This window comes from Sphingomonas sp. (assembly GCF_017744835.1).
Lineage (GTDB): Bacteria > Pseudomonadota > Alphaproteobacteria > Sphingomonadales > Sphingomonadaceae > Sphingomonas.
On record NZ_JAGIAM010000003.1, the window covers coordinates 492,660 to 516,473 of the forward strand.

24 protein-coding genes are annotated in these 23,814 nt (G+C 68.4%); 8 read left to right on the forward strand and 16 right to left on the reverse strand.

Annotated elements, in window-relative coordinates; all coding sequences use genetic code 11:
* Positions 1 to 105 precede the first annotated feature (105 nt).
* Complete coding sequence (locus tag J7500_RS10160) at positions 106 to 399, forward strand: Hpt domain-containing protein (protein WP_294062157.1); 294 nt, start codon at positions 106 to 108, stop codon at positions 397 to 399.
* Here the strand turns inward: J7500_RS10160 and J7500_RS10165 are convergent.
* From J7500_RS10165 to J7500_RS10220, 12 genes are all read right to left on the reverse strand, one after another.
* Positions 396 to 1,574 (reverse strand): VWA domain-containing protein, encoded by a 1,179-nt coding sequence (locus tag J7500_RS10165; RefSeq protein ID WP_294061590.1) that lies wholly within the window; start codon positions 1,572 to 1,574, stop codon positions 396 to 398. The two genes, J7500_RS10160 and J7500_RS10165, sit on opposite strands and share 4 nt — an antisense overlap.
* A 9-nt stretch (positions 1,575 to 1,583) precedes the next feature.
* Entirely contained in the window at positions 1,584 to 2,969 is a 1,386-nt protein-coding gene (locus J7500_RS10170) for a hypothetical protein (protein WP_294061591.1), read from the reverse strand.
* Positions 2,970 to 3,003: 34 nt separating this feature from the next.
* A complete protein-coding gene (locus J7500_RS10175) occupies positions 3,004 to 3,576 on the reverse strand; it encodes a CHAP domain-containing protein (protein WP_294061592.1) in 573 nt (190 codons plus the stop codon).
* Positions 3,577 to 3,638: 62 nt separating this feature from the next.
* Positions 3,639 to 4,487, reverse strand: coding sequence for a DUF817 domain-containing protein (locus J7500_RS10180; RefSeq protein WP_294061593.1), 849 nt, complete (start codon positions 4,485 to 4,487; stop codon positions 3,639 to 3,641).
* A complete protein-coding gene (locus J7500_RS10185) occupies positions 4,488 to 4,913 on the reverse strand; it encodes a GFA family protein (protein WP_294061594.1) in 426 nt (141 codons plus the stop codon).
* Complete coding sequence (locus J7500_RS10190) at positions 4,910 to 6,829, reverse strand: acetyl/propionyl/methylcrotonyl-CoA carboxylase subunit alpha (RefSeq protein WP_294061595.1); 1,920 nt, start codon at positions 6,827 to 6,829, stop codon at positions 4,910 to 4,912. Before J7500_RS10190 ends, J7500_RS10185 begins: the two co-directional genes overlap by 4 nt.
* Positions 6,826 to 7,146 (reverse strand): DUF3088 family protein, encoded by a 321-nt coding sequence (locus J7500_RS10195; RefSeq protein WP_294061596.1) that lies wholly within the window; start codon positions 7,144 to 7,146, stop codon positions 6,826 to 6,828. The genes J7500_RS10190 and J7500_RS10195 overlap by 4 nt, the downstream gene beginning before the upstream one ends.
* Entirely contained in the window at positions 7,143 to 7,625 is a 483-nt protein-coding gene (locus J7500_RS10200) for a nuclear transport factor 2 family protein (RefSeq protein ID WP_294061597.1), read from the reverse strand. Before J7500_RS10200 ends, J7500_RS10195 begins: the two co-directional genes overlap by 4 nt.
* A gap of 240 nt (positions 7,626 to 7,865) precedes the next feature.
* A complete protein-coding gene (locus J7500_RS10205; protein ID WP_294061598.1) occupies positions 7,866 to 8,108 on the reverse strand; it encodes a hypothetical protein in 243 nt (80 codons plus the stop codon).
* 51 nt (positions 8,109 to 8,159) lie between these two features.
* Positions 8,160 to 8,438: an acylphosphatase gene (locus J7500_RS10210; protein WP_294061599.1), complete on the reverse strand. Its 279-nt coding sequence runs from the start codon at positions 8,436 to 8,438 to the stop codon at positions 8,160 to 8,162.
* Positions 8,439 to 8,549: 111 nt separating this feature from the next.
* The gene (greB, locus tag J7500_RS10215; protein ID WP_294061600.1) at positions 8,550 to 9,026 is read right to left on the reverse strand and encodes a transcription elongation factor GreB; all 477 of its coding nucleotides are present in this window, start codon (positions 9,024 to 9,026) and stop codon (positions 8,550 to 8,552) included.
* 37 nt (positions 9,027 to 9,063) lie between these two features.
* On the reverse strand, positions 9,064 to 11,055 hold the full coding sequence (locus J7500_RS10220) for a lytic transglycosylase domain-containing protein (RefSeq protein ID WP_294061601.1): 1,992 nt from the start codon (positions 11,053 to 11,055) through the stop codon (positions 9,064 to 9,066).
* Positions 11,056 to 11,121: 66 nt separating this feature from the next.
* On the opposite strand from J7500_RS10220, the gene dapA reads away from it, so the two are divergent.
* From dapA to J7500_RS10255, 7 genes are all read left to right on the forward strand, one after another.
* Positions 11,122 to 12,003, forward strand: coding sequence for a 4-hydroxy-tetrahydrodipicolinate synthase (gene dapA, locus J7500_RS10225; protein WP_294061602.1), 882 nt, complete (start codon positions 11,122 to 11,124; stop codon positions 12,001 to 12,003).
* 161 nt (positions 12,004 to 12,164) lie between these two features.
* Complete coding sequence (locus J7500_RS10230; protein ID WP_294061603.1) at positions 12,165 to 14,480, forward strand: TonB-dependent receptor; 2,316 nt, start codon at positions 12,165 to 12,167, stop codon at positions 14,478 to 14,480.
* 103 nt (positions 14,481 to 14,583) lie between these two features.
* On the forward strand, positions 14,584 to 15,066 hold the full coding sequence (gene smpB / locus J7500_RS10235) for an SsrA-binding protein SmpB (protein ID WP_294061604.1): 483 nt from the start codon (positions 14,584 to 14,586) through the stop codon (positions 15,064 to 15,066).
* Positions 15,059 to 15,631 carry a DUF2062 domain-containing protein gene (locus J7500_RS10240; RefSeq protein WP_294061605.1) on the forward strand — a complete coding sequence of 191 codons (573 nt, stop codon included), beginning with the start codon at positions 15,059 to 15,061 and terminating at the stop codon, positions 15,629 to 15,631. Before smpB ends, J7500_RS10240 begins: the two co-directional genes overlap by 8 nt.
* 46 nt (positions 15,632 to 15,677) lie before the next feature.
* A complete protein-coding gene (locus J7500_RS10245; RefSeq protein WP_294061606.1) occupies positions 15,678 to 17,759 on the forward strand; it encodes a M13-type metalloendopeptidase in 2,082 nt (693 codons plus the stop codon).
* 76 nt (positions 17,760 to 17,835) lie between these two features.
* Positions 17,836 to 20,223, forward strand: a complete 2,388-nt coding sequence (locus J7500_RS10250) for a response regulator (RefSeq protein ID WP_294062158.1) — start codon at positions 17,836 to 17,838, stop codon at positions 20,221 to 20,223.
* Positions 20,224 to 20,262: 39 nt separating this feature from the next.
* On the forward strand, positions 20,263 to 20,616 hold the full coding sequence (locus J7500_RS10255; protein WP_294061607.1) for a response regulator: 354 nt from the start codon (positions 20,263 to 20,265) through the stop codon (positions 20,614 to 20,616).
* Between the two features lie 33 nt (positions 20,617 to 20,649).
* On the opposite strand, the gene J7500_RS10260 is transcribed toward J7500_RS10255, so the two are convergent.
* The 4 genes from J7500_RS10260 to J7500_RS10275 all read right to left on the reverse strand — a co-directional run bounded on the left by J7500_RS10260 (position 20,650) and on the right by J7500_RS10275 (position 23,581).
* Complete coding sequence (locus J7500_RS10260) at positions 20,650 to 21,117, reverse strand: hypothetical protein (protein ID WP_294061608.1); 468 nt, start codon at positions 21,115 to 21,117, stop codon at positions 20,650 to 20,652.
* Between the two features lie 101 nt (positions 21,118 to 21,218).
* Positions 21,219 to 21,935: an MOSC N-terminal beta barrel domain-containing protein gene (locus tag J7500_RS10265; protein ID WP_294061609.1), complete on the reverse strand. Its 717-nt coding sequence runs from the start codon at positions 21,933 to 21,935 to the stop codon at positions 21,219 to 21,221.
* A gap of 145 nt (positions 21,936 to 22,080) precedes the next feature.
* Positions 22,081 to 22,809 carry a metallophosphoesterase gene (locus tag J7500_RS10270; protein WP_294061610.1) on the reverse strand — a complete coding sequence of 243 codons (729 nt, stop codon included), beginning with the start codon at positions 22,807 to 22,809 and terminating at the stop codon, positions 22,081 to 22,083.
* The gene (locus J7500_RS10275; protein ID WP_294061611.1) at positions 22,793 to 23,581 is read right to left on the reverse strand and encodes a hypothetical protein; all 789 of its coding nucleotides are present in this window, start codon (positions 23,579 to 23,581) and stop codon (positions 22,793 to 22,795) included. Before J7500_RS10275 ends, J7500_RS10270 begins: the two co-directional genes overlap by 17 nt.
* Positions 23,582 to 23,814: the final 233 nt, after the last annotated feature.

The window sequence follows — 23,814 nt, forward strand, 5'->3', positions numbered from 1 at the left end:
CTGCGGGCTGTCCCCCAATCATACAGTTTGTGTATCACAAATCGCCGGGGCACCAACAGCGCGAACGCAACGAATGGTTAAGAGCCGTGGCGTAGCATGGCGACCATGGCTTATGACCCTGGTGCGATCGATGCGACGCTGGCGGCGGCGGTGGGCGACGAGCCCGCGCTGATCGTCGAGCTGCGCGAGGCTTTCCTCGAGAGCGTGAAGCGCTGCCTCGCGACGATGAAGGCCGCCGACGGGCCCGAGAGCTGGACCGCCGCGGCGCTGCGCCTCAAGGGCCTCGCGGCAAGCTTCGGCGCGATCCGGCTGATGGCGCTCGCCTCCGAAGCCGCCGCCGGCCAGACCCGCGACGCCGAAATGCTCCGCCGCATCCAGCGCGCGATCGAGCGGCTCTAACGCTTCCGGCTCAGCTCGCGCATCGCGTCGTCGAGCCCGGCGAGGGTGAGCGGGTACATGCGGTCGTGCATCAGCTCGCGGATCAGGCGCACCGACTGCGAATAGCTCCAGTGCGCCTCGGGCAGCACGTTGAGCCACACCGCGGCGGGATAGGTGCTCACCAGCCGCTGCATCCACAGCGCGCCGGCTTCCTCGTTGAAATGCTCGACCGATCCGCCGGGATGCGTGATCTCATAGGCGCTCATCGAGGCGTCGCCGACGAACACCAGCTTATAGTCGTGGCCGTATTTGTGGAGGATGTCGCGGGTCGGCGTCCGCTCGGTGAAGCGGCGAGCGTTGTCCTTCCACACGCCCTCGTAGATGCAATTGTGGAAGTAGAAGAATTCGAGGTTCTTGAACTCGCTGGTCGCGGCCGAGAACAGCTCCTCGCAGAGCTTGATGTGCGGGTCCATCGATCCGCCGACGTCGAGGAAGAGCAGCAGCTTGACGGCGTTGTGCCGCTCGGGGCGCATCCGCACGTCGAGCCAGCCCTGGCGCGCGGTGCCGTCGATCGTCGCGTCGATGTCGAGCTCGTCGGCCGCACCCTCGCGGGCGAAGCGGCGCAGCCGGCGTAGCGCGAGCTTGATGTTGCGCGTGCCCAGCTCGCGGCTGCTGTCGAGGTTGCGGAACGCGCGCTGCTCCCAGACCTTGATCGCGCGCCCGTGCCTCGACTCGCCGCCGATGCGCACGCCTTCGGGATTGTAGCCCGCGTTCCCGTACGGCGAGGTGCCGCCGGTGCCGATCCAATTGCTGCCGCCCTGATGGCGTTCGTGCTGTTCTTCCAGCCGCTTGCGCAGCGTTTCCATGATCTCGTCCCAGGAGCCGAGCGCCTTGATCTCGGCCATCTCCTCGGACGTCAGGAACTTCTCGGCGACGGCCTTCAGCCACTCCTCGGGGATGTCGGCGGGCGCGGCTCCGTAGCTGGTCTCGACGCCCTTGAAGACCTGCGCGAACACCTGGTCGAAGCGGTCGAGCAGCCCCTCGTCCTTCACATAGGTGGCGCGGGCGAGATAATAGAAAGCCTCGGGCGTGCGCTCGATCACGTCGCGGTCGAGCGCCTCGAGCAGCAGCAGATGCTCCTTGAGGCTCGCCGGGATGCCGGCGGCGCGCAGCGCGTCGAGGAAGGCGAGGAACATCGCCCCACTCTAGGGCGCGTGCTCGTACAAGGTCCAGTGCGTGCCCGATAGGCCATGCGCCCGCATCGATTCGATCGGGCGATAATGCTGCCCGCAGCGATCGGCCGTGGGTGGCGGCTCCTCGCCCTGGAACCGGTCGGCGAGCAGGAACTGCGCGGGCACGCAGGCGTCCTTGCGGATCTCGAGCCGGTAATGCGCCTGGGCGGAGCCGACCTCGAGCGCGGCGAGCGCGGTGTCGCGGTCGATCAGCACGCGCGCGCCGTGCGGCGCCCGGGCCTGCATCGCCCGGATCGCCGCCGAAGTGTCGCCGCGCCGATTGGTCGCCAGGTCCATGTCGTGGAACAGGCTCGCGGCCACGATCGCCGCCAGCGCTCCGCCCGCCGCCCAGCGCCGCCAGCCGCCCGCGGCCAGCCCGTGCCACAGCAGCTCGCCGAGCAGGATCAGCAGCGCCACGCCGACGAGCAGATAATAGCGCGGGTGCGCGACATTGCCCGAGTGGAGCAGCGCCAGCACCAGCGGGAAGGCGAGGATCGCCAGCCGGTGGAAGGCGATGCGCGTCACCCCCATGCCGGGCGCCAGGATCACCAGCGCCGGGACCAGCGCGATCCACCAGACGGTCACGATCGGGAAGCCCAGAGTATATTGGACCAGCACCGATACGCCGCGGACGAACTGAACCCAGGTGAAGGGATCGTAGTTGCCGAAGTGGAAGCCGTTGCCGTGCATCGCCCCGGCGGCAAGGATCGCGAACACCAGCCCGATCGCGACGATCGACGGCGCGAACAGCTTGAGCGTCTCGACCAGCGCCGATCGCAGCCCCTCGCGCTTCCACAAAGTGAAGAACGCCCAGCCGGCGACCGCGAAGAAGCCGAACAAGATGGTGAGCTGCGCCAGCGCGCCGAGGAAGAAGCACAGCGCCAGCGCCGTCGCCGGGCTGCGCTCGGCCGCGCCGTCGAGCCTGCGGTCGACCAGCAGGATCGCGACGAGCAGCGCAAGCATCATCGGCGCATAGCCGCGCGCCTCCGATCCCATCGTCACCATCGCCGGCGATACCGCGAACAGCGCCGCGGTGACTGCCGCCACGCCGAGCCCGCGCCGGGCGCCGATCAGCCACGCGACCCAGATCGAGGCCGTTCCGGTCGCGATCGAGAGCCCGCGGACCAGCGGCGACGGCGCGCCGAACCCGACCAGCTGCATCCACAGCGAATTGAGATGGTGGTTGTTGTCATGGTTGATGTTGAGGAACACGCCGATCGGCGTGCCCGCGTCGCGCGCCTGCACTGCCGACCAGGCCTCGTCGAGCCACAGCCCGCCCTGCGCCCCTGCGAGCCGCAGCGCGAAACCGAGGAGGAGGATCGCGGCGAGCAGCCACCACCAGCGCCGGTCAGCGGTCATCGCGATCCTTCATGTGCGGGGAAGGGGCGCGCCCCTATTCGGCGACGTAGGCGTCGATCAGCGAGCCGACATAGTCCGGCTGCGGGCTGCTGAGCTCGGGCGAGGGGCTCGCGCTGCGCACCGACTTGCCCGCCGAGCGATCCGGCGCGCCATAGATGAAGCCGTTGACCGGATAGACCGAGCTGCCCAGTCCATTGCGGTCGCGGTACCAGACCTTGACCATGCTCCAGTCGCCACGCGGCGACACGTCGAACAGCGTCACGTCCTGCTCGGGGTGCCCGCGCTCGCCGTTGAAGCGCGACCAGTTGGCGTGGGTGATCATCAGCACGCGATCGTCGACGATCCGGCTCACCACCGCGACATGCCCCAGCCGCAGCCGGTCGCTCCGCGCGAAGGCGATCACTGCGCCCACCCGGGGTTTGGCGCCCCGTGCATAGCGGCCCTTGGCCTGGTCCCACCACGTCCATGCGTCGCCGTAGATCTGGATGCCGGAAGCCTCGCGCGCGAAGGGGACGCACTGGCCCTGATAGTCGAGCAATGAATCGGCATGCGCCGCCGACGCCGTGGTGACGGTCGCGAACAATGCCAGGACGAACGCATGACGCATACAAGGGAGCCGTTACTATAACCCCACCCAAGCAAAGGTATCGCTGAAGAGTTAGTGGCGCGTCAACCATGATCGTTGCGGCCGTGAACCCATTCGACCAGCACGAAGGAGATGATCATCAGCAGGAACCATGCGCCCAACTTGGATGGGGACACCATCTCCCATCCGTCCTGCTGGCTCGGATAGACCCAGGCGTGCGAGAAGGTGGCGATGTTCTCCGCCAGCCAGATGAACAGCGCGACGAGGAACCAGCCGAGCAGCAGCGGCATCCAGCGCTCGGTGCGCCAGACGGTGAAGCATACCCGCGTCCGCCAGAAGAGCAGGCCCGTCGCCGCGAACAGGATCAGGCGAATGTCCGGCAGCCAGTGGTGCGTGAAGAAATTGAGGTAGATCGCCGCCGCCAGCAGCCAGGTCGTCCAGCGCGGCGGGTCGCCCGGAAAGCGGAAGGCGAAGATGCGCCAGACGCGTGCGATATAGCTGCCCACCGCCGCGTACATGAAGCCGGAGAAGAGCGGCACGCCGCCGATGCGGAGCAGATTGTGCTCGGGATAGAGCCACGATCCGTGCGCGGTCTTGAAGATCTCCATCACCGTGCCGACGACATGGAACGCCAGGATGACCTTGGCTTCGTCGAGGCTCTCCAGCCGGAAGGCGAGCATGCCGAGCTGGATCGCCACGGCGCCGATGACGAGGAAGTCGTAGCGTGCCAGCGGCGCGTCGGCCGGGTAGAAGAGGTGGGTGGCGAGCAGTAGCCCCAGCAGCAGGGCGCCGAACAGGCAGGCCCAGCCCTGCTTGAAGCCGAACAGCAGGAACTCATAGACGCCGGCCTTCCAGCCGGACTGAGGCTGCGCCGCCTCGAGCCGCGCGCGGACGCGGGCGAAGCGCGTGGCGCCGGGGCCGCCTGCCAGCATTCAGCCGATCGGCGGAGGCTGGCGCTCGAAGCGCGGGAGCTCGGGGTCGATGCACGCCCAGCTCGGCGCCGCATCGGTCCAGATCGTCGTCTGCGGCGCGAGCAATTCGGGATCATCGAGTGCGCCGGCGCGAACGATCAGCAGATGCGGCCGCGCGTCGGACTTGCTGAAGATCGGCGTGCCGCATTCGGGGCAGAAGCCGCGGCGCATGACGTTGCCGCTGTCGGCGACGTCGCGGCGCCAGCGGACCTCGCCGGTGATCGCCACTGCATCGGCCGGGAAGACGACGTTCACCGTCGCATTGCCCGAGGCGAGGTACTGGCACAGCCGGCACCAGCAGGCGCGGGCGAGCAGCGGCTCGGCCGTGATCGTCACGCGCACCGCGCCGCAGAGGCAGCCCCCGCCGTGCGAAGGGGCTTCGCTCATTCGCCGGCCTCCACGCGGACGAGCAGCGCGCCTTCGCTCACCTGCGCACCGGGCTCGGCGTTGAGTTCGGCGACGGTGCCATCGAACGGGGCGGTGAGGCCGTGCTCCATCTTCATCGCCTCGAGCGTGACGAGGCGCTGGCCCTTGGCGACGGCGGCGCCGGGGGTGACGTCGACCGCGGTGATCCGGCCGGGCATGGGGGCGAGGATGGCGCCGTCAGCTGTGGCACCGCTGCGGGCCACGTCCGCGAAGCGTGTGAAGGTGAACGCGGCGCCACCCTCGAACAGCGTGGCCTCGGACTCGTAATATACGGCACCCGCGCTCACCTCATAGGCGCGCCCGCTGTCATAGAGGTCGAGATCGTACGAGAATTGCGGGATCGGCTGATTGTCCAGGTGGAGAGTCACGGTCGTTTGCGGCGCGCGGTTCAGGCGGAAGCCGGCCAAGCCCAATGCTCGATCGAGCTGGCGTGGTCGCCATTCCGAAGCGCCTTTCCACCCGTCGACGATCAGCCGCTCGGCTGCTTCCTGCAGGAGCAGGGCGCTGGGCTGGGGAGCCGCGGTGAGGTCCGATTCATGGGCGGCGATGAAGTTGGTCGAAAGTTCCTCCTCCGCAAAAGCGGGATGCTCGACCAGCCTTTTGAGGAACCAGGCGTTGGTCTTGACCGGCGCGACCAGCGTAGCGTCGCAGGCTTCCGCCAGCCGCGCACGCGCAGCTTCGCGATCCGGTCCCGAGGAGATCAGCTTGGCGATCATCGGGTCGTAGAAGGGCGAGATCGTGTCTCCTTCCTCCACGCCGATTTCGATCCGCACGCTTGGGGGCAGGAACAGCGTTTCCAGCTTGCCGACGCTTGGCAGAAACCCCTTGGCCGGGTCCTCCGCATAGAGCCGCGCTTCCATCGCCCAACCATGGATCGCAAGCTCGTCCTGCCGCTTCGGCAGCGGCTCGCCGCTCGCCACCCGCAGCTGCCACTCGACCAGATCGACGCCGGTGATCTCCTCGGTCACCGGATGCTCGACCTGCAGCCGCGTGTTCATCTCCGTGAACCAGATGCGGTCGGCGCGGAGACCCTCGCTGGCGTCGGCGATGAACTCGATCGTGCCTGCGCCGACATAGTCCACCGCCTGCGCCGCGCGCACCGCGGCGGCGCAGATCGCCTCGCGCGTCGCCTCGTCCATGCCGGGGGCGGGGGCCTCCTCGATCACCTTCTGGTGGCGGCGCTGGAGCGAGCAGTCGCGCTCGAACAGGTGGACGACATTGCCGTGGCTGTCGCCGAACACCTGCACTTCGATGTGGCGCGGCGAGAGGATGTACTTCTCGATCAGCACGCGGTCGTCGCCGAACGAGCTCGCCGCTTCGCGCTTGCAGCTCGCCAGTGCGTCGGCGAAGTCGGGGGCGGCATCGACCCGGCGCATGCCCTTGCCGCCGCCGCCTGCCACGGCCTTGATCAGCACCGGATAGCCGATCGCGTCGGCCTCGGCCTGCAGCCGCTCGGGGGCCTGGTCCTCGCCCAGATAGCCGGGCGTCACCGGCACGCCGGCGGCGATCATCCGCTCCTTGGCGGCGTCCTTCAGTCCCATCGCGCGGATGCTGTCGGGCTTCGGCCCGACCCAGACCAGCCCGGCGTCGATCACCGCCTGGGCGAAATCGGCATTCTCGGAGAGGAAGCCATAGCCGGGGTGGATCGCCTCGGCGCCGGTCGCCCTGGCGGCGGCGATGATCTTCTCGCCGACGAGATAGCTCTCGCGTGCGGGCGAGGGGCCGATGTGCACCGCCTCGTCGGCCTGGCGGACATGGAGCGCCTGCGTGTCGGCGTCCGAATAGACGGCGACGGTGCGGATGCCCATCGCGCGGGCGGTGCGGATCACGCGGCAGGCGATCTCGCCGCGGTTCGCGATCAGGAGTGAGGTGATCATGGATGGCGCTCCGGAAAGCCGTGGCGTTCGTGCAGCGCGCGCAGCAGGCCGGGCATGTCGTTGGCGAAGCCGAAGCCTCCGTCCTCGGCTGGCCACACCAGCGCGGGCAAATTCTGGTTCGCCTCGCCGATCGCGGCGACGACCTCGGGCCGGGGCCGCGGATAGTCGGCGCGGATCACCTCGATGTTGGCGGCGCGCTCGGGAAAGGCGGCGAGCAGCCCCTCGATCGTGATGCAGTCCTGGCAATAGAAGCTGCGCCCCGGAAGATCGGGGTCGACGAACTCGGAAGGCAGGAGGAACAGCCGGTCGCGCGTCATTCGGCGGTGCATCCCGTCGTGCGCTGCGACCAGGTGATGTTGAGCACCTTCCACTGGCCGTTCTCGCGAACCAGGTCGAAATGATCGACGCCGCAGTGGTGGACCTTGCCGTCGATCAGGAAGCTGTAGTTCGCCCAGACCATCGCAATGTCGCCGTCGATCTCGACCGCGGGATTGAGGAGGCGCTCCTCATATTTCTCCGGCCCCGGCTTGATGTTGCCGGTGAACTCGCTCCAGCTGAGATGGCGCAGGCTGCGCATGCCGTCGGGCTTCTCGGCCGCGACCGCGACATGCCCCTCGGGCCGCACCTGCGCCGCGATGGCGGCGCCGTCGCGCGCGGCAAGGCCCGCGAACATCGCGCGGATCGGCGCGAGCACGGCCGCTTCCTCGTCGCCGGGCGGGGGCAGGGCAGTGCCCTTGACGATCGGGGCGACGGGCGTGGTCTGGAGCCCCAGCAGCAGGGCGAGCATCAGCGTCATGAGTGTGTGAAATCCCTCTCCGAGGAGGCACGGTCACACAGCCATGGAAACGGGTCAACCGGGGTGCGCGCTCCCCTCCCTGCTTGCAGGGAGGGGTGGGGGGTGGGTGCGCGCGTCTGCGCGCCCAAAAACTCGATAGCCTTCCGCTGAAAAGCACCGGACGAGGCATCGAGCCTCGTCCGCCGCTCAACCCACCCCCTGCCCCTCCCCTGCAGGGAGGGGAGAAGGTCGGCCAGCCGCCTATTCGTTGTCGGGCGCGCGCGGGCGGTCGGGCCGGCGCTCCTGCGCATGCTCGATCGCGTCGCCCTTGTGCACGCGCGTCGCGGCGCCCGGCTCGGCGACGTGCGCGATCTCGTCCTGCGCGCCGATGTCGCGCGCCATGGTGCCGCCGCTCGACCCGCCATAGGACGGGCCGGGCTCCATGCTTTCGATCAGCGCGCTGTCGTCATGGTCGCGCGCGGCGGTGGTACGGGGATGTTCCATCATGCGCCTCCTGATCCCGGGTCAATGCCGGGGGAGGGGAGGCGTTCCCGCTCAAGCGGTGAAGCGTTTGGTGAAGCCCTTGTGCGACTTCTCGTCGTCGGCCGGATAGGCCTCGACATGGTCGATCCGCGCGAGCGGCGGGCCGCCGTCGAGACCCTCGATCATCCGGTCGAGCATTTCGTCTTCGGCCGAGGCGAGGATCTCGACGCGCCCGTCGCGCGTGTTGCGGACCCAGCCGGTGATGCCGGTGCGCTGCGCGTTGCGCACGACCCAGTCGCGAAAGCCGACGCCCTGCACGCGCCCGGAAACGAAGATACGCTTTGTCGTCATAAACCCCACGCTCACTCGAGCCGCATTCTGCGGGCTCAGGGGCGTTTTGTAGCACGGCCTACGCCAGACGCAGGAGATCGATCCCTCGGTTCGCCGCAGGCCAGGCACGTGTCAGGGGTAAGAAATTGCGATCACTTCATATTCGCGCTCGCCGCCGGGCAGCGCGACCCGCCTGAGGTCGCCCAGCGCCGCGCCGCGCAGAGCGCGCGCGAGCGGCGCGTTCCAGCCGATCAGTCCCTTGCCCGCGTCCGCCTCGTCGTCGCCGACCAGCGTCAATATGCGCTGGTTGTCGTCCTCGTCGGCGATCGTCACGGTGGCGCCGAAGAAGACGCGGTTGCGGTCCTCCTGGCGGGCGGGGTCGACCACCTTGGCGGCCTTCATCCGCTTCGACAGCCAGCCGAGCCGGCGGTCGATCTCGCGCAGCCGCTTGCGGCCGTAGATATAGTCGCCGTTTTCCGAGCGGTCGCCGTTGCCCGCGGCCCAGGCGATCGTCTCGACCAGCTGCGGACGCTCGGTCGCGAACAGCGCGTCATATTCGGCCTTGAGCGCGGCATAGCCCGCGGGCGTGATGTAGTTGGGACGGTCCATGCTCGCCCGATAGTCCAAACCGGCGTTCGCGCGAAGCTCAGCCCGGCCGGCTCTTGCCCAGGTACCAGCTGATGTTGTTCGGCCCGCGCGAGCGTGCGTGCTGGGGGTTCATCAGGTCGTAGACCACCGCGTTCTCCAGCACGCGCTGGACATAGTTCTTGGTCTCGAAGATCGGGATCTGCTCGACCCAGCGGAGCACGTCGGCGCCCGGGAGCCGCGGGTCGCCATAGGCGCGGATCCACTTGTTCACGTTGCCGGGCCCCGCGTTGTACGCCGCCACGGCCAGCGGATAGCTGCCGTAGAGGTTGAACATCCGCTGGAAATAGCTCGAGCCGAGCTGGATGTTGTAATCGGTGTTCTGCGTGAGCGAGCCCGGATCGTAGCTCAGCCCCAGCTTGGTCGCGGTCTCGCGCGCGGTGCCGGGCATCAGCTGCATCAGCCCGCGCGCGCCGGCGTGGCTCACCGCGGCGCGGTCGAACTGGCTCTCCTGGCGCGCGATCGCGTGGATCATCGACCAGTAATCCTGATGCCCCGCGGGCACGCTGATCGAGGGGAAGCCGGCGGCGGTATAGTCCGACAGCCCGTTCTGCAGCGCGCTGCGGCCCACCATGACGCCCAGGTCCGGCCGGCCGATCGTGCGGCTGAGCTCGGCGGCGAGGGCATGGTCGGTGTCGCTGGTCGCGTCGCGCGCGATCTGGCGGACGAACAGCCCCTGGTCGGCATGGTTGCCCATCGCCCCGAGCTGCTGCGCGGCGCGCACCGTTTCCTTGGCGTAGAAGGCCTGGCGCACCGCCGGGTCGATTGGACGCTGGACGCTGGCCGGCGCGCGCAGCGGCTGGCCGGTGCGCTCGGCGGCGAGCTGGCCGTAATAGAGGTCGGGGAAGCCGGCGGCGCGCGCGAAGAAGCCCTGCGCCGCGACCTGATCGCCCGCCGCCTCGGCGGCGCGGCCGGCCCAATAGAGCCCCTTGGACTGGGTCTGCGGGGTCTTGGAGCCGCGCGAATAGCGCTCGAACATGCCGATCGCGTCGCGCGGGCGCATCAGCTGGTAATAGGCAGTCGATCCCGCCAGCCAGACGAGGCTGGTATAGTCATCGCGCTCGCCCAGCGGCAGCGCGCTGATGTCGGTGCCCGGCGCGAAGGCGTCGTCGACGCGGCTCGCGATCTGATAGGCCAGGCTGTGCTGGCTGTCCGCGCTCGCCCCCTTGGCCGCGGTAAGCAGCACTTCATACCATTCCTCCGCATCGCCCGGATAGGACGTCAGCACCGGCCGGTTGGCGAGGTAGGAGCGCATCGCCTGCTCCTGCCCGCTGTTGCGCAGCCAGGTCGCGCGATCGGCGATATAGCCGGGATCGCCCGCGCCCAGCGCCTGCGCGACCGCGCCGCGAGTCGCGGCGTCGGGAGCGGCGGTGCGATAGGCGAGCCGCGCCTCGAACACCGGCCGTCGCGGCGACGTGAGGAAGGGCAGCTGGCGCTGTGCGGCGGCGAACGATCCCTGCCACAACAGCATGTCCATTCGCGCGTCATGGTCGGCCGGCGTCAGCGCGGCGGAAAAGGCGCCGATCAGCTTGGCTTCGTCGCTGGTGCGCAGCACGCCCGAGCGCCAGGCGCGGCGCGCCTGTTCCTCGGCTTCGGTGCGGCGGCCCGATGCTGCGAGCGCCTCGGCATAGCGGATGTGACCGGCAGGGGTGATCGGCGGGAAGCGCTCGAAGAACCGGACGACCAGCCCCGGCGCCCAGGTGCCGCTGTCGAGCACCGTCTCGGCGGCCGCGCGACGACTCGTCTCGCCCGGCCAGCCGGGATGGGCGAGCATGAAATTGGCATAGTCGGAGAAGGGCCAGTTGTCCGATTGCTGGAGCCGCTTCCATTCGACCAGCACCTGCGAAAGGTCGCCGGACTGGGCGTAGCTTTGGGCGCTGCTTTCGAACGCCGTCCGATACAACCCCACTTGCTCCTGCACGACCTGGGACGAGGCCGCCAACCCCGAAACCCCCGCCAACAGCAGCCCACTCTTCAACGCAGAACCGAGCATGCTGGACATGATACGCAACCGCGGCCTATCTGCCACCCCCGATTATCACCTAAGGAATATTTCCGCATGTTCTCCGGCTCGATCCCGGCGCTGGTGACTCCTTTCCGCAACGGTGCGTTCGCGGAAGAGGTGTTTCGTGCATTCGTCGACTGGCAGATCGAGCAGGGCTCGGCTGCACTGGTGCCGTGCGGCACCACCGGCGAGGCCGCGACCATGCCGAAAGACGAGCATTTCCACGTCGTGCGCGTCTGCGCCGAGCAGGCGAAGGGCAGGGTGCCCGTGCTCGCCGGGGCGGGCTCGAACGACACGCGCGTCGCGATCGAGAACGTGCATGCAGCGCAGGATGCCGGCGCCGACGCCGCGCTGATGGTGCCGCCCTATTACAACCGCCCGAGCCAGGAAGGCATCTTCCGCCATTTCGCCGCGGTGGCCGAGGCGACCGAGCTGCCGATCGTGCTCTATAATGTGCCCGGCCGCACCGTGACCGACATCCAGCCCGCCACGATGGCGCGGATCGTCCAGGCCTTCCCCGACACGTTCATCGGCGTGAAGGACGCGACCGGCCAGCTCGCGCGCGTCTCCGAGCAGCGCGCAGGCTGCGGCGCGGGCTTCACTCAGCTTTCGGGCAATGACGAGACCGCGCTCGCCTTCAATGCGATGGGCGGGGTGGGGTGCATCTCGGTCTCGGCCAATGTCGCGCCCAAGCTGTGCGCCGAGTTCCAGGCGGCCTGGGCCGCCGGCGCCAGTGCGCGCGCGCTCGAGCTCCACGACCTTCTCTATCCGCTCCATGTCGCGATGTTCACCGATGCCTCGCCGGGCCCCGTGAAATATGCCGTCGGCCGCGTCCGCCCGGACTTCCCGGGCGAGCTGCGCCTGCCGATGACCGAGGCGAGCGAGGCGAGCCGCAAGGCCGTCGACGCCGCGCTGGCGCACGCCGGCCTGGTCTGAAGTGCCGCGCGCTTTCGGTGCGCTGGTGTAACAAGATTTTCATAATGCCGGCCTAGCCGCGCCGACGCGAGGCCCCGCTTCGCCCGGAAGCGCGCCTCGACCCGCGATTGCAGCGGCCACCCGCGCGCGCCTTCGGCCACGACTGGATCTTGAGGCTGTTCATGAAGTTGCTTTCGGCTCGCCACGCCCTTCTGATGGGCGCGGCCCTCGGTGTCGTGCTCGCGGCGGGCGCCGCCCAGGCGCAGGATGCGCCGGCCGCCCCGGCTGCGCAGGAAGAGGGGCAGGGCGACATCATCGTCACTGCCCAGCGCCGCGAGGAGCGGCTGCGCGACGTTCCGGTGTCGGTCGGCGTGGTGCAGGGCGATCAGCTTCGCGACTTCCAGGCCGCCGGCGAGGACAGCCTCGCGCTTTCGGGCCGCGTCCCGGGCCTCTATGCGGAGACCACCACGGGCCGCATCTTCCCGCGCTATTACATCCGCGGCCTCGGCAACATCGACTTCTATCTCGGCGCCTCGCAGCCGGTGTCGATCATCCAGGACGACGTCGTGCTCGAGCATGTCGTGCTCAAGTCCAACCCGGTCTATGACGTCGACCGGATCGAAGTGCTGCGCGGTCCGCAGGGCTCGCTGTTCGGCCGCAACACCACTGCCGGCATCGTCAAGTTCGACACGATCCGCCCGAGCGACACCTTCCAGGGCCGCATCTCGGCGTCGGTCGGCAGCTATGCGACCAGCAACATCGACGCCGGCTTCGGCGGCCCGATCGCCGACGATCTCCTGTCCTTCCGCGTCTCGGGCCTCTACCAGCATCGCGACGACTGGGTCGACAACACCTATTTCGGCCAGTCCTATGACGGCACCCGCGGCGGCTTCGGCACCATGGGCGGCTTCGACGAGCGCGACCTTCGCCTCCAGCTGCGCCTGACGCCCAGCGACCGGCTCACGGTCGATTTCTCGGGCCATGGCCGCTGGTACAAGGGCACTTCGACGCTGTTCCACCGCGGCGCGCTCATCAAGGGCTCGAACGACGTCTCGGCCGAGCCGCGCGACCGCGTCGCCTATGACGAGGCGATGAACAACCCGCAGGCGTACGACACCTATGGCGCGTCGATGCGTGCGAGCTACGATTTCGGCGGCGCGGTGCTCACTTCCATCTCGGCGTGGGAGACGACCTCGGGCTACAGCCGCGGCGACACCGACGGCGGCGCGGCCACGCTCTTCTCGGGCCCGCTCTTCTACGGCCAGTCGCAAGGCAATGTCCGCAATCTCGACCAGTTCAGCCAGGAGCTGCGCCTCGCCAGCCCGGGCACGGGCAAGTTCAACTGGCAGTTCGGCGGCTATTATTTCGACTCGCGCGACATCACCGACTTCTACCAGCGCCGCTATTTCCTCAGCGCGCCGTTCAGCGGCACCGACGCCAACAGCAACAATCCCAACAACTGGGTGCGGCTGCACAACGTCAACACCAGCTGGGCGGTGTTCGGCCAGGCGAGCTATGAGCTGCTGCCCCGCCTGACGCTGACCGCCGGCGCGCGCGTCACCAACGACAGCAAGAACACGCGCCTGCTCAAGACCGCGGACAGCGGCACCGGCCAGGTGACCTACGCCGGCCGGCGCTATGTCGAGCTCGAGGACACCAGGGAGAGCTGGGACGTCAGCGCGCTCTACAAGCTCAGCGACGATGTCAGCCTCTATGCCCGCGTCGCCAGCGGTTTCCGCGGGCCGACCATCCAGGGTCGTTCGGCAGTGTTCAACTCCGACTTCACCACGGCGGATTCGGAGACGATCCTGTCGTGGGAGGCCGGCGTGAAGGGTGGCTTCCTCGATAATCGGGTGCGGTTCAACCTCGACGGCTTCTACTATACCGTCGACGACATCCAGCTGAACGCCAATGACGAGAACGGCAACGGCGTGCTGCTCAATGCCGACAAGGCTCAGGCGTACGGCGTCGAGGCCGAGCTGGACGTGCACCCGGTCACCAATTTCGCGCTGTCGCTCGGCGCGAGCTGGCTGCACACCGAGATCAAGGACGATGCCGCGCTCGCGCAGGTCTGCGCGCTGAACGGCGTGGTGGTCTGCACGGTCCAGAACCCGACGGTCACCATCCCGGGCCGCGGCGTCTTCGCGCACATCGACGGCAATCCGCTGCCCAACGCGCCCGAATACAACCTCAACGCCGCCGCGCGCTGGGACATTCCCTCGGGTCCGGACGGCAAGTGGTTCGTCTCGACCGACTGGAACCTGCAGGGCTACACCAGCTTCGTTCTCTACAAGACCAAGGAGTTCACTTCGAACGGCAACTTCGAAGGCGGGCTCAAGCTGGGCTATGAGGGTGGCGACGGCGCGTGGGAAATCGCCGCCTTCGCGCGCAACATCACGAACGAGAAGAACCTCAAGGGCGTGATCGAGAACTACATGGCTGCGGTGTTTAACGAGCCGCGGATCATCGGCGTCTCGTTCAGCGGCCGGCTGCGCTGAGCACGCGCCTGGCGGCCGCGTGCCGCCGGGCCGTCTTTTCGGGCGGGGGAAGCGCATACAATCGCTTCCCTTCGTCGCGCGGCGTGCCTACATGCGCCCTCCCATGCCTCGTCCGCGTCCTGCCACTTTCGACAAGAAGAAGATCGTCGCCGAGAACCGGCGCGCGCGCTTCGACTATTTCATCGAGGACACCTATGAAGCCGGCATCGCGCTGACCGGCACCGAGGTGAAGTCGCTGCGCTTCGGCGAGGGATCGATCGCCGAGGCCTATGCCGAAGTGACTGCCGAGGAAGTGTGGCTGGTCAACTCCAACATCCCCGAGTTCAGCCACGGCAACCGCTTCAACCACGAGCCCAAGCGGCCTCGTAAATTGCTGCTTCATGAGCGCGAGATAAACAAGCTTCACGGGGCGGTTGCCCGCGAAGGCATGACGCTCGTCCCGCTGTCGATCTATTTCAACGGACGGGGACGCGCGAAGGTCGAGCTGGCGCTGGCGAAGGGCAAGAAGACGCATGACAAGCGCGAGACCATCAAGGAACGCGACTGGAAGCGCGAGCAGCAGCGGCTCCTCCGCGACCGTGGCTGACCGCCGCGCCTCGGAGCGGCTGCTCGCCTGGGCGGACCGCAACAAGCCGACGCGCGAGAGCTTTGAATCGAACCGCTGGCTCAAGCCGATCTCGCATCGCATCCTGCATTCGTCGCTGTGGCGGATGACGCGCCGTTCGGTGCCGCGCGGCGTTGCGCTCGGCATGTTCACCGGCATCCTGATCCCGATGGGTCAGATCCCGGCCTCGGCGGTGCTGGCGCTGCCGCTGCGCGCCAATGTGCCCGCCGCCGCGCTCACCACCTTCTTCACCAATCCCTTCACCACGCCCTTCCTGCTCCTGCTCTACTACAAGGTCGGGCTCTGGACGCTGCACTTCTCGGGCACTTCGCCCGCGGAAGCGAAGACGGCGGTGGCGGACGGAAGCTGGCTGCACTGGGCGGCCGCCGACGTGGGCTTGCCGACGCTCGCGGGAATGGCGATCTGCTCGGTCGCCGGGGCCGTTATCGGCTATGTCGTGACGGCGCTGGTCTGGCGGCTCTGGGTGCTGCGCAAGTGGCGCAAGCGCTCGAGCGAGCGTTCCGCGCGACAGATTGACGCGGCGTGATAGCAGCCTAATACAGGCAATAATCTTACTCATGAAGGGTCGTTTGATGCGTCTCCCGTTGCTCGCCACCACTTTCCTCGCTGCGCCTGCGTTGCTCGCCGGCTGCACCCGCGCGGACGCGCCTTCGCCGAACGTCGCAGAGCAGACTGCCCCGGTGGTCGCCACCGCAGCGGTCGCGCCGGCGGCGCCCAAGCCGACCTTCGGCACCTATGGCTTCGACGATGCGGGCATGGACCGCTCGATCGCGCCGGGCGACGACTTCTACGGCTATGCGAACGGCACCTGGGCCAAGACCACGCCGATCCCGGCCGACAAGTCCAACTATGGCGCGTTCAACCTGCTCGACGACCTGTCCAAGCAGCGCACGCGCGAGATCCTCGACGCGGCGAAGGCGGATCCCAATTCGAAGATCGGCGTCGCCTATTCGACCTATCTCGACCAGGCGGCGATCGACTCGAAGGGCCTGGCGCCGATCCAGCCCTGGCTGAACCAGATCAAGGCGGCGAAGACCAAGGCGGCGCTGGCGCCGCTCTACGCGCAGGCCGATCGCAACGGCGTGCCGGTGCCCTTCGGCAGCTTCGTCGGCCAGGACGACAAGAACCCGGAAGCCTATGCGCTGAACCTGTTCCAGGGCGGTCTCGGCATGCCGGATCGCGACTATTATCTCTCGAATGACGCCAAGCTCGCCCAGACCCGCGCGGCCTATGAGAAGCACCTCGCCAATGTGCTGACGCTGGCCGGTGAGCCCGATGCGGCTGCGCGCGCCAAGGCGATCGTCGCGTTCGAGACCAAGATCGCGCAGGCGCACTGGACGCGAGTCGAGAGCCGCGACGCCAACAAGACCTACAACAAGCTGACCGTCGCCGAGCTGCGCAAGCTCGCGCCGGGCTTCGATTTCCCGGCCTATTTCAAGGGTATCGGCGCGCCGGTCGACAGCGTGATCGTCGCGCAGCCGAGCGCGGTGGCGGGAATCGCCAAGCTGATCCAGGCGACTCCGGTGCCGGTGCTGCAGGACCAGCTGCTGGTCCGCAGCCTCGACGGCTTCGCCGACGTGCTGCCGAGCGCGTTCGACAAGGAGCAGTTCGCCTTCTACGGCACCACGCTCTCGGGAACGCCGGAGCAGGAAGCGCGCTGGAAGCGTGCGGTGAACTTCACCACCGACGCGATCTCGGACGAAGTCAGCCAGGCCTATGTCGCGAAGTATTTCCCGCCCGAGACCAAGGCGGCGGCCGACAAGCTGGTGAAGAACGTGATCGAGGCGATGGGCCGCCGGATCGACCAGCTCGACTGGATGGCGCCCGAGACCAAGGCCAAGGCGCACGCCAAGCTCGCCGCCTTCACCCCCAAGATCGGCTATCCCGATCGCTGGCACGATTATTCAGGCCTGACGATCACCGCCGGCGACGCGCTGGGCAACAACATCCGCGCCAACAACTGGGCGCATGAGGACAATGTCTCGAAGCTCGGCCAGCCGATCCGGCGCTGGGAGTGGGGCATGACGCCGATGGAGATCAACGCCTATGCCAATTTCGGCATGGTCGAGATCGTCTTCCCCGCGGCGATCCTCCAGCCCCCGTTCTTCGATCCCAATGCCGATCCGGCGGTCAACTACGGCGGCATCGGCGCGGTGATCGGGCACGAGCTCAGCCACCACTTCGACGACCAGGGCGCCAAGTACAACGCCGAGGGCCGCCTGACCGACTGGTGGACTCCGGCCGACGTCGCCGCCTTCAAGGCGCGCACCGACGCGCTGGTGGCGCAGTACGACAAGTACGAGCCGCTCCCCGGCAAGCACGTCCAGGGCGCGCTGACGCTCGGCGAGAACGTCGCGGACCTCGCCGGCCTCACCGTCGCCTATGACGCCTACAAGGCCTCGCTCGGCGGCCAGCCGGCGCCGGTGATCGACGGCACCTCGGGCGACCAGCGCTTCTATCTCGGCTGGGCGCAGGTCTGGCGGCGCAACTACCGCGAGGCCAACCTCCAGCAGCGCCTGCTCACCGACCCGCACTCGCCGTCCGAGCAGCGCGCCTGGGTCGTGCGCAACCTCGACCCCTGGTACTCGGCCTTCGCGCCGGAGCCGGGCGCCAAGCTCTACCTGACGCCCGAGCAGCGCGTCCGCATCTGGTGAGCGAATCTCCCTCTCCCGCCCGGGAGAGGGAATTGGCTGCTTGACCCTGCGCGCCGCACCGAACATCGGTAGCGTCATGGCGAGCCTGCCCGCATCACCCTCCGCGTCGCGCGGCTTCCTGCCGTTCGCCGCCGCGATCCTCGCCGGGATCGCGGCGGGCGCGCTGGTGCTGGTCACGCTCAACGACCGCGCCGTCGCGATCGGCTTCGCCGCGGCGGGCATCCTCGCCGCCGGCCTGCTCTTCGCTGCGCGCCGTCTCTTCCGCACCCAGGTCGTGGAGGAGGCGCCGGTCGACTGGCGCGTCGCGCACGCGCTCGCCGCGGCCTCCGACGACGCGCTCGCGGTCACCGACCGCGCCGGCCGCTTGGTCTGCGCCAACGCGCGTTTCGAGGCGCTGTTCGCCGGCTGGCCGACTCCGCCCAACCTCCCGGTGAGCGAGGACGCCGTCGCCGCGCTCGGCGCCGCCGCGCGCGCGGCCTGGCGCGACGGCGAGGCGCGGCTCGACGATGTCGAGGTGTTCGGCGCGCCGGTCTCCACCCGTATCGCCCGCGTCGGCGAGGAATCGCTCGTCTGGCGCTTCATCGGCGTCCAGGCGCTCGACGTGACGGCGCAGGTCCAGGCGCTGATCGGCGGCCCGACCGGCGACCGGCTCGGCACCGCCGGGCTGATGACCGTGATGGTGACACCTTCGGGCCGCGTCCGCGCCGCCAACCGCGTGTTCCGCGCCCGCGCAATGGGCAGCCCCGACGCGCCGGTAGAGGGCCGCGACTTCGCACGCTTCCTGATCACCGATTCGATGGGCCTCGTCCGCTTCGAGCGCGAAGGGCTCGACGGGACGCCGCTCCGCGTCCTCCAGATCCCCTTCCTCGACGGCGAGGAGGCGCCGATGCTCGTCGCGCTGCTCGACGAGGAGAACGCCGCCGCGGCCACGCCCGCGATCGGCGCGAGCGCCTCGGCGCACGTCCGATCGCTGATCGCGCTGCTCCCCTCGGCGATGGCGCTGGTCGACCGCGACGGCCGCTTCGTCCACATGAACGACGCCTTCGTCCGCGCCGCGCGGATCAACCCCGCCGCGCCGCCGCTCTATCCGATCGACCTGGTCGTGCGCGAGGACAAGGCCGCGCTCGCCGACGCCGTCCGTCGCTTCGCCAGCGGCGCGCCGCAATCGGCCGAGATGACCGTGCGCTTCACCGATATCCCCGACGAGCCGGTGGCGCTCTCGATCGCCGGTGCGCGGGGGCTCGGCGACGCCGCGGTGCTGCTCAGCCTCAAGGATTCGGGCGAGGAGGGCAAGCTCAAGCGCCAGATCGCCCAGGCGACCAAGATGCAGGCGGTCGGCCAGCTCGCTGGCGGCGTCGCGCACGATTTCAACAACATCCTCACTGCGATCATTGGCCACTGCGACCTGATGGCGATGCGCCATTCGCCCGGCGACAGCGACTATGACGACATCCAGCAGATCCGCGCCAATTCCAACCGCGCCGCATCGCTGACGCGCCAGCTGCTCGCCTTCTCGCGCCAGCAGACGCTGCGCCCGCAGGTGCTCCAGCTCCCCGACGTCATCTCGGAAGTCTCCAACCTGCTCAAGCGGCTGCTCGGCGAGACCGTGCGGCTCGAGGTCAAGCACGGCCGCAATCTCGGCCCGGTGCGCGCCGATCCCGGCCAGCTCGAGCAGGTCGTGGTCAATCTCGCGGTCAACGCCCGCGACGCGATGCTTTCGAAGAACCCGCACGGCGGCGGCACGCTCACGATCGAGACCATGGCGGTCCCGGCCTCCGAAGTGCGCCGGATGGACGACGACGTCCTGCCCGTGGGCGACTATACCGCACTCCGCATTGCCGACACCGGCACCGGCATCCCGCCCGAGATCCTGCCCAAGATCTTCGAGCCCTTCTTCACCACCAAGGAAGTCGGAAAGGGTACCGGGCTCGGCCTCTCGACCGTCTACGGCATCATCAAGCAGTCGGGCGGGTTCATCTTCGCCGACAATGCGCGCGGCGGCGGCGCGGAGTTCACCATCTATCTGCCCGTCCACACCGCCCCAGAGGCCGCGGTCGCCAAGACGCCGATGACGCGCGAGAAGCAGGGGGACCTCTGGGGATCGGGCACGATCCTGCTCGTCGAGGACGAGGACATGGTCCGCGCCGTCGCTGAGCGCGCGCTCACTCGCCAGGGCTATACCGTGGTCACGGCCGAGAACGGCGAGGTCGCGCTCGAGACGCTCGCCGAGATGGACAAGCCCGACCTGCTCATCTCGGACGTGGTCATGCCCTCGATGGACGGGCCGACCATGGCCCGCCAGATCCGCGCGCGCTATCCGGACCTGCCGATCCTGTTCATGTCGGGCTATGCCGAGGAGCAGCTCCGCCGCTCGATCGACTTGGCGAACGTCGCTTTCCTGCCAAAACCCTTTTCGGTTCAACAGCTTGCCGAGGCGACTCGCGACGTTCTCGCCGCCAAATAAGCCCTTGGCGACCGCGAATGTTTCTGCGAAGGGCAGGGCATGGCAGCTCCGCATCGTATCCTGATCGTCGAGGACGAACCGCTGATCGCGATGATGCTGGAGGATTTCATCGACATGCTCGATCGCGAGGTGGCCGGCGTCGCCGACAATGTCGCGGGGGCGCTCGAGTGCATCGAGCAGCACGAAATCCACGCCGCGATCCTCGACGTCAACCTGCGTGGCGGCGAGCAGAGCTGGCCCGTCGCCGAGCGGCTGGCCGAGAAGAACATCCCCTTCGTCCTCGCCACCGGCGGGGCGGGGGACACGATCGCGGAAGCCTTCCGCGATCGCCCGGTGCTCTCCAAGCCGTTCACCATGGACGGCGTCGAAAAGGCGATCGACGCGCTTGGCTAGGAGCCCGGGGCGGCTCCTGTTCTTCGGCGTTGGCTAGCTGACCTGCGGCAATCGGTGGCGGAAGCTCGCGCGGGCGGCGCGTGTGGGGCCCGCGCGCATGTGCCGCCTTGCCATCAACAGGTACAGGCCGCTCAGCGTCGCACCCGTCGCGGCGAAGACGCCCATTTGCATCCACCCTGCGCCGAGACCGCCCGGGCTTGCCAGCGGGGAAACCGCGATACCGGTGGCGGCGCCGGCGATCATGCAGATCCACCCCCCGGCCCGAGTGCCGCGACGCGTCACCGGCCAGAGCACCGAAAGCACGATCGCCGCGCTCGGCAAGGCAAACAGGAACACCGTGATCCAGAAGAGCGGCGCCAGCGCTGCGAGCCACGCCACGCTCGGCACGCGGCCGCTCGCTGCAAATCCAGTCGCGGCGGTCCAGATCAACGCGAACAGCGTCGAGGTGAGCATGGCTGCGGCGAGCACGGCGATCGCATGCGGGCCGAAACGAAGGGGCACAGACCGGTCAATCATGCGTCGAGGGTAAATCGGGCGGCTTAACAGTCGGTTTCGAACCCTGATCCTCTCTCCGTCAGCGAGAGGGTCAACCAGATGCGATGCTAATCCACCACCCGCACGACATCGCCCAGCCGGATCAGCCCCGGCCGCGCGGGGCTGGCGTACACCCCATAGCCATTGCCGAAGCCCTGGGCGATCGTGCGCAGCACGCGCGGCTCCCTGGCGCCGGTGTCGGGGTCGATCGTCACGATCACGCAGCGCGCGATCGGATCGGCGCATTGCACGCGCGCCCCGTCTTCGTCGCCGCCGAAGTCCAGGCGCAGCCCCTGCAGTTCGCTTGCGGGCAAGTCGCTCTCGATCTCCACGTTGATCCGGAAGCGGCGCGTGTCGAGCCGGCTTCCGTGCGCGGTCTCGAGTGCGGCGTGGCCGGCGCTTGTCTGGATCGAGATCGGCATCGAATCATAGACGCCGCGCGCCACCTGGATCAGCGCCGTCGGCTCGCCTGCTGCCTGTTCGAGATTCGCCTTGAGGAGCGGATCGTGGAGCGGCACCAGCGCGCCGTCGGGCGTCTCGACCATCACCGTGCTGGTGCGCGGCTTTGCCGGATCGGCGAAGCGCGCGCGATGGAGCACCATCGCCGGCACTTCGCGCGCCGTCATCCAGGGAAAGCGCGTCCCGTTGGCGCTGCGCACGAAGGCATATTGCCGGTCGCCCTCGATTCCCTGCCAATCGACTTCGGCCACGGACAGCGGTTCGCCCGCCATCGACTTCACCGGAAAACGATTGAGCGCCGCGATGCGGCCGACGATCTGCGACATGGGGGCGGGTTAGCGGGGAGGGGCGGGGGCCGCAATCGCCTCCCCCACTGTCATCCCCGCGAAGGCGGGGACCCAGAGCCCCAGGCGATGTCGACGAGACCCGGCTCCCGACCTCCGCGGGGATGACGGTCAAGCGAGCGAAGCCCTAAATCTCCAGCAGCGCGTAGGGCCGGTCGAACCGCTCGGCGACCACGAACTGCGCGCAGTTGAACACCGGCACGCCGCGCCGCGTGCGCCCTTCGTAGCGGCCGCGATGGGCATGGCCGTGGACCACGACCTTCACATTGTCGAACCGGTCCACCGCGTCCGCCAGCCGCGAGGAGCCGAGGAAGGGGTGGATCTCGGGCGGCTCGCCCTCCACCGTCTCGGCGATCGGCGAATAATGGAGCACCGCGACGGTGCGATCGGTGCGCAGCGAGCGCAGCCCGTTCTCGAGCTTGCGCGCCTCGTTGATCGATTCCTCGACGAACGCCTTGATCGCCTGCTCGCCGAACGCACCCAGCTCACCGCGGCCGAACCCGCCTACGAAGCCCTTCACCCCGGCGAAGCCCACCCCCTTCACCACCACGGCCTGCTCGTCGAGGATCGTCACGCCCGCCTGGTGGAGGATGTGCGCCACCTGCTCGGGCTGGCCGCATTCATAGTCGTGGTTGCCGAGCACGCCGACCATCGGGATGGTGCAGGCGCGCAGATCCTCGGCCAGATGCTCGGCCTCGCTGGTCTTGCCGAAATTGGTCAGGTCGCCGCACAGCGCCAGCACGTCCGCCTCTTCGGAGATCCGCGCGAACAGGTCGCGGTAGCGATGCTCGGATTGCTCGGTGACGTGCAGGTCGCCGATCGCCGCGAGCCGGAGCGGCTCAGAAGTGTCGCTCATGCTTCTCCTCCAGCCCCTTTCCGACCACGTCCGCGAAGCCCCAGTTGCTGATGTCGATCACATAGTCGCGCGGGGACAGCAGCCGGCCGCGGCAGACGCGCACGTTCGCCGGCGGCAGCTCGGCCTGCGCCTGGAGGCGCTCGATCAGCGTGTCGAACAGCCAGCGCGGCACCCGGTCGCGCTCGGTGGGGTAGATGAAGCGGAAGTTGAGCAGGTGCATCAGCAGCACCTCCCAATAGAGCTCCATCGCCGAGAGCAGCCGGTGCCAGTCGATCTCGTCGTGCTTCTTCAGGATCACGTGCGCGACGTCGGCGCCGTCGTAGCGATAGCGGTCCTGGATGAACATCTTGGAGAGGATGAATTCGGTCGGCGGGGTGATCCGCACCGTGCTGCCATAGACCTCGGCCTCATAGACTTCGGTGAACCAGGCGTCGGTGACGGGGATCGAGGCAGAGGAGATGTTGTAGATCACGTCGAAGAAGTTCTCGCCCTGCCAGACCTTGCCGATCCAGCGGTCGTCCTCGATCGTGATCCGGTATCCGGCCGCCTTGAAATGCGCGAGCAGCCGCGGCGCGTCGCCGGCCTTGCAGAAGACGTCGATGTCCTTGGTCGGGCGGATCACCCCGGTGTGGCAGGTCAGCGCATAGGTGCCGGAGAGCAGGAAGGGGATGTCCCAGCTGCTCAGCAGCTTCAGGCTGTCCGAATAGAATTCGACGGCGTCCTCGGGCGGATCGAAGACACTGGTATCGAAGGGCTCGGGCAGGTCCGACATGATGCTCGCAGGCTGGCGCCGGGGCGCGGGGAGACCGGATAACGGAAGCGGGGAGGGGGAGGTTCCGCCGGCCTGCCCGCCCGCGCTGCTCCCCACTGTTACCCGTTACCCATACCTTGACCGTCACCCCCGCGAAGGCGGGGGCCCAGTAATCACGGGCACCGTCGCTCGTGGCTCTGGGTCCCCGCCTGCGCGGGGATGACGGAAGGGAACAGGACGCGAGCCTTCCTCAA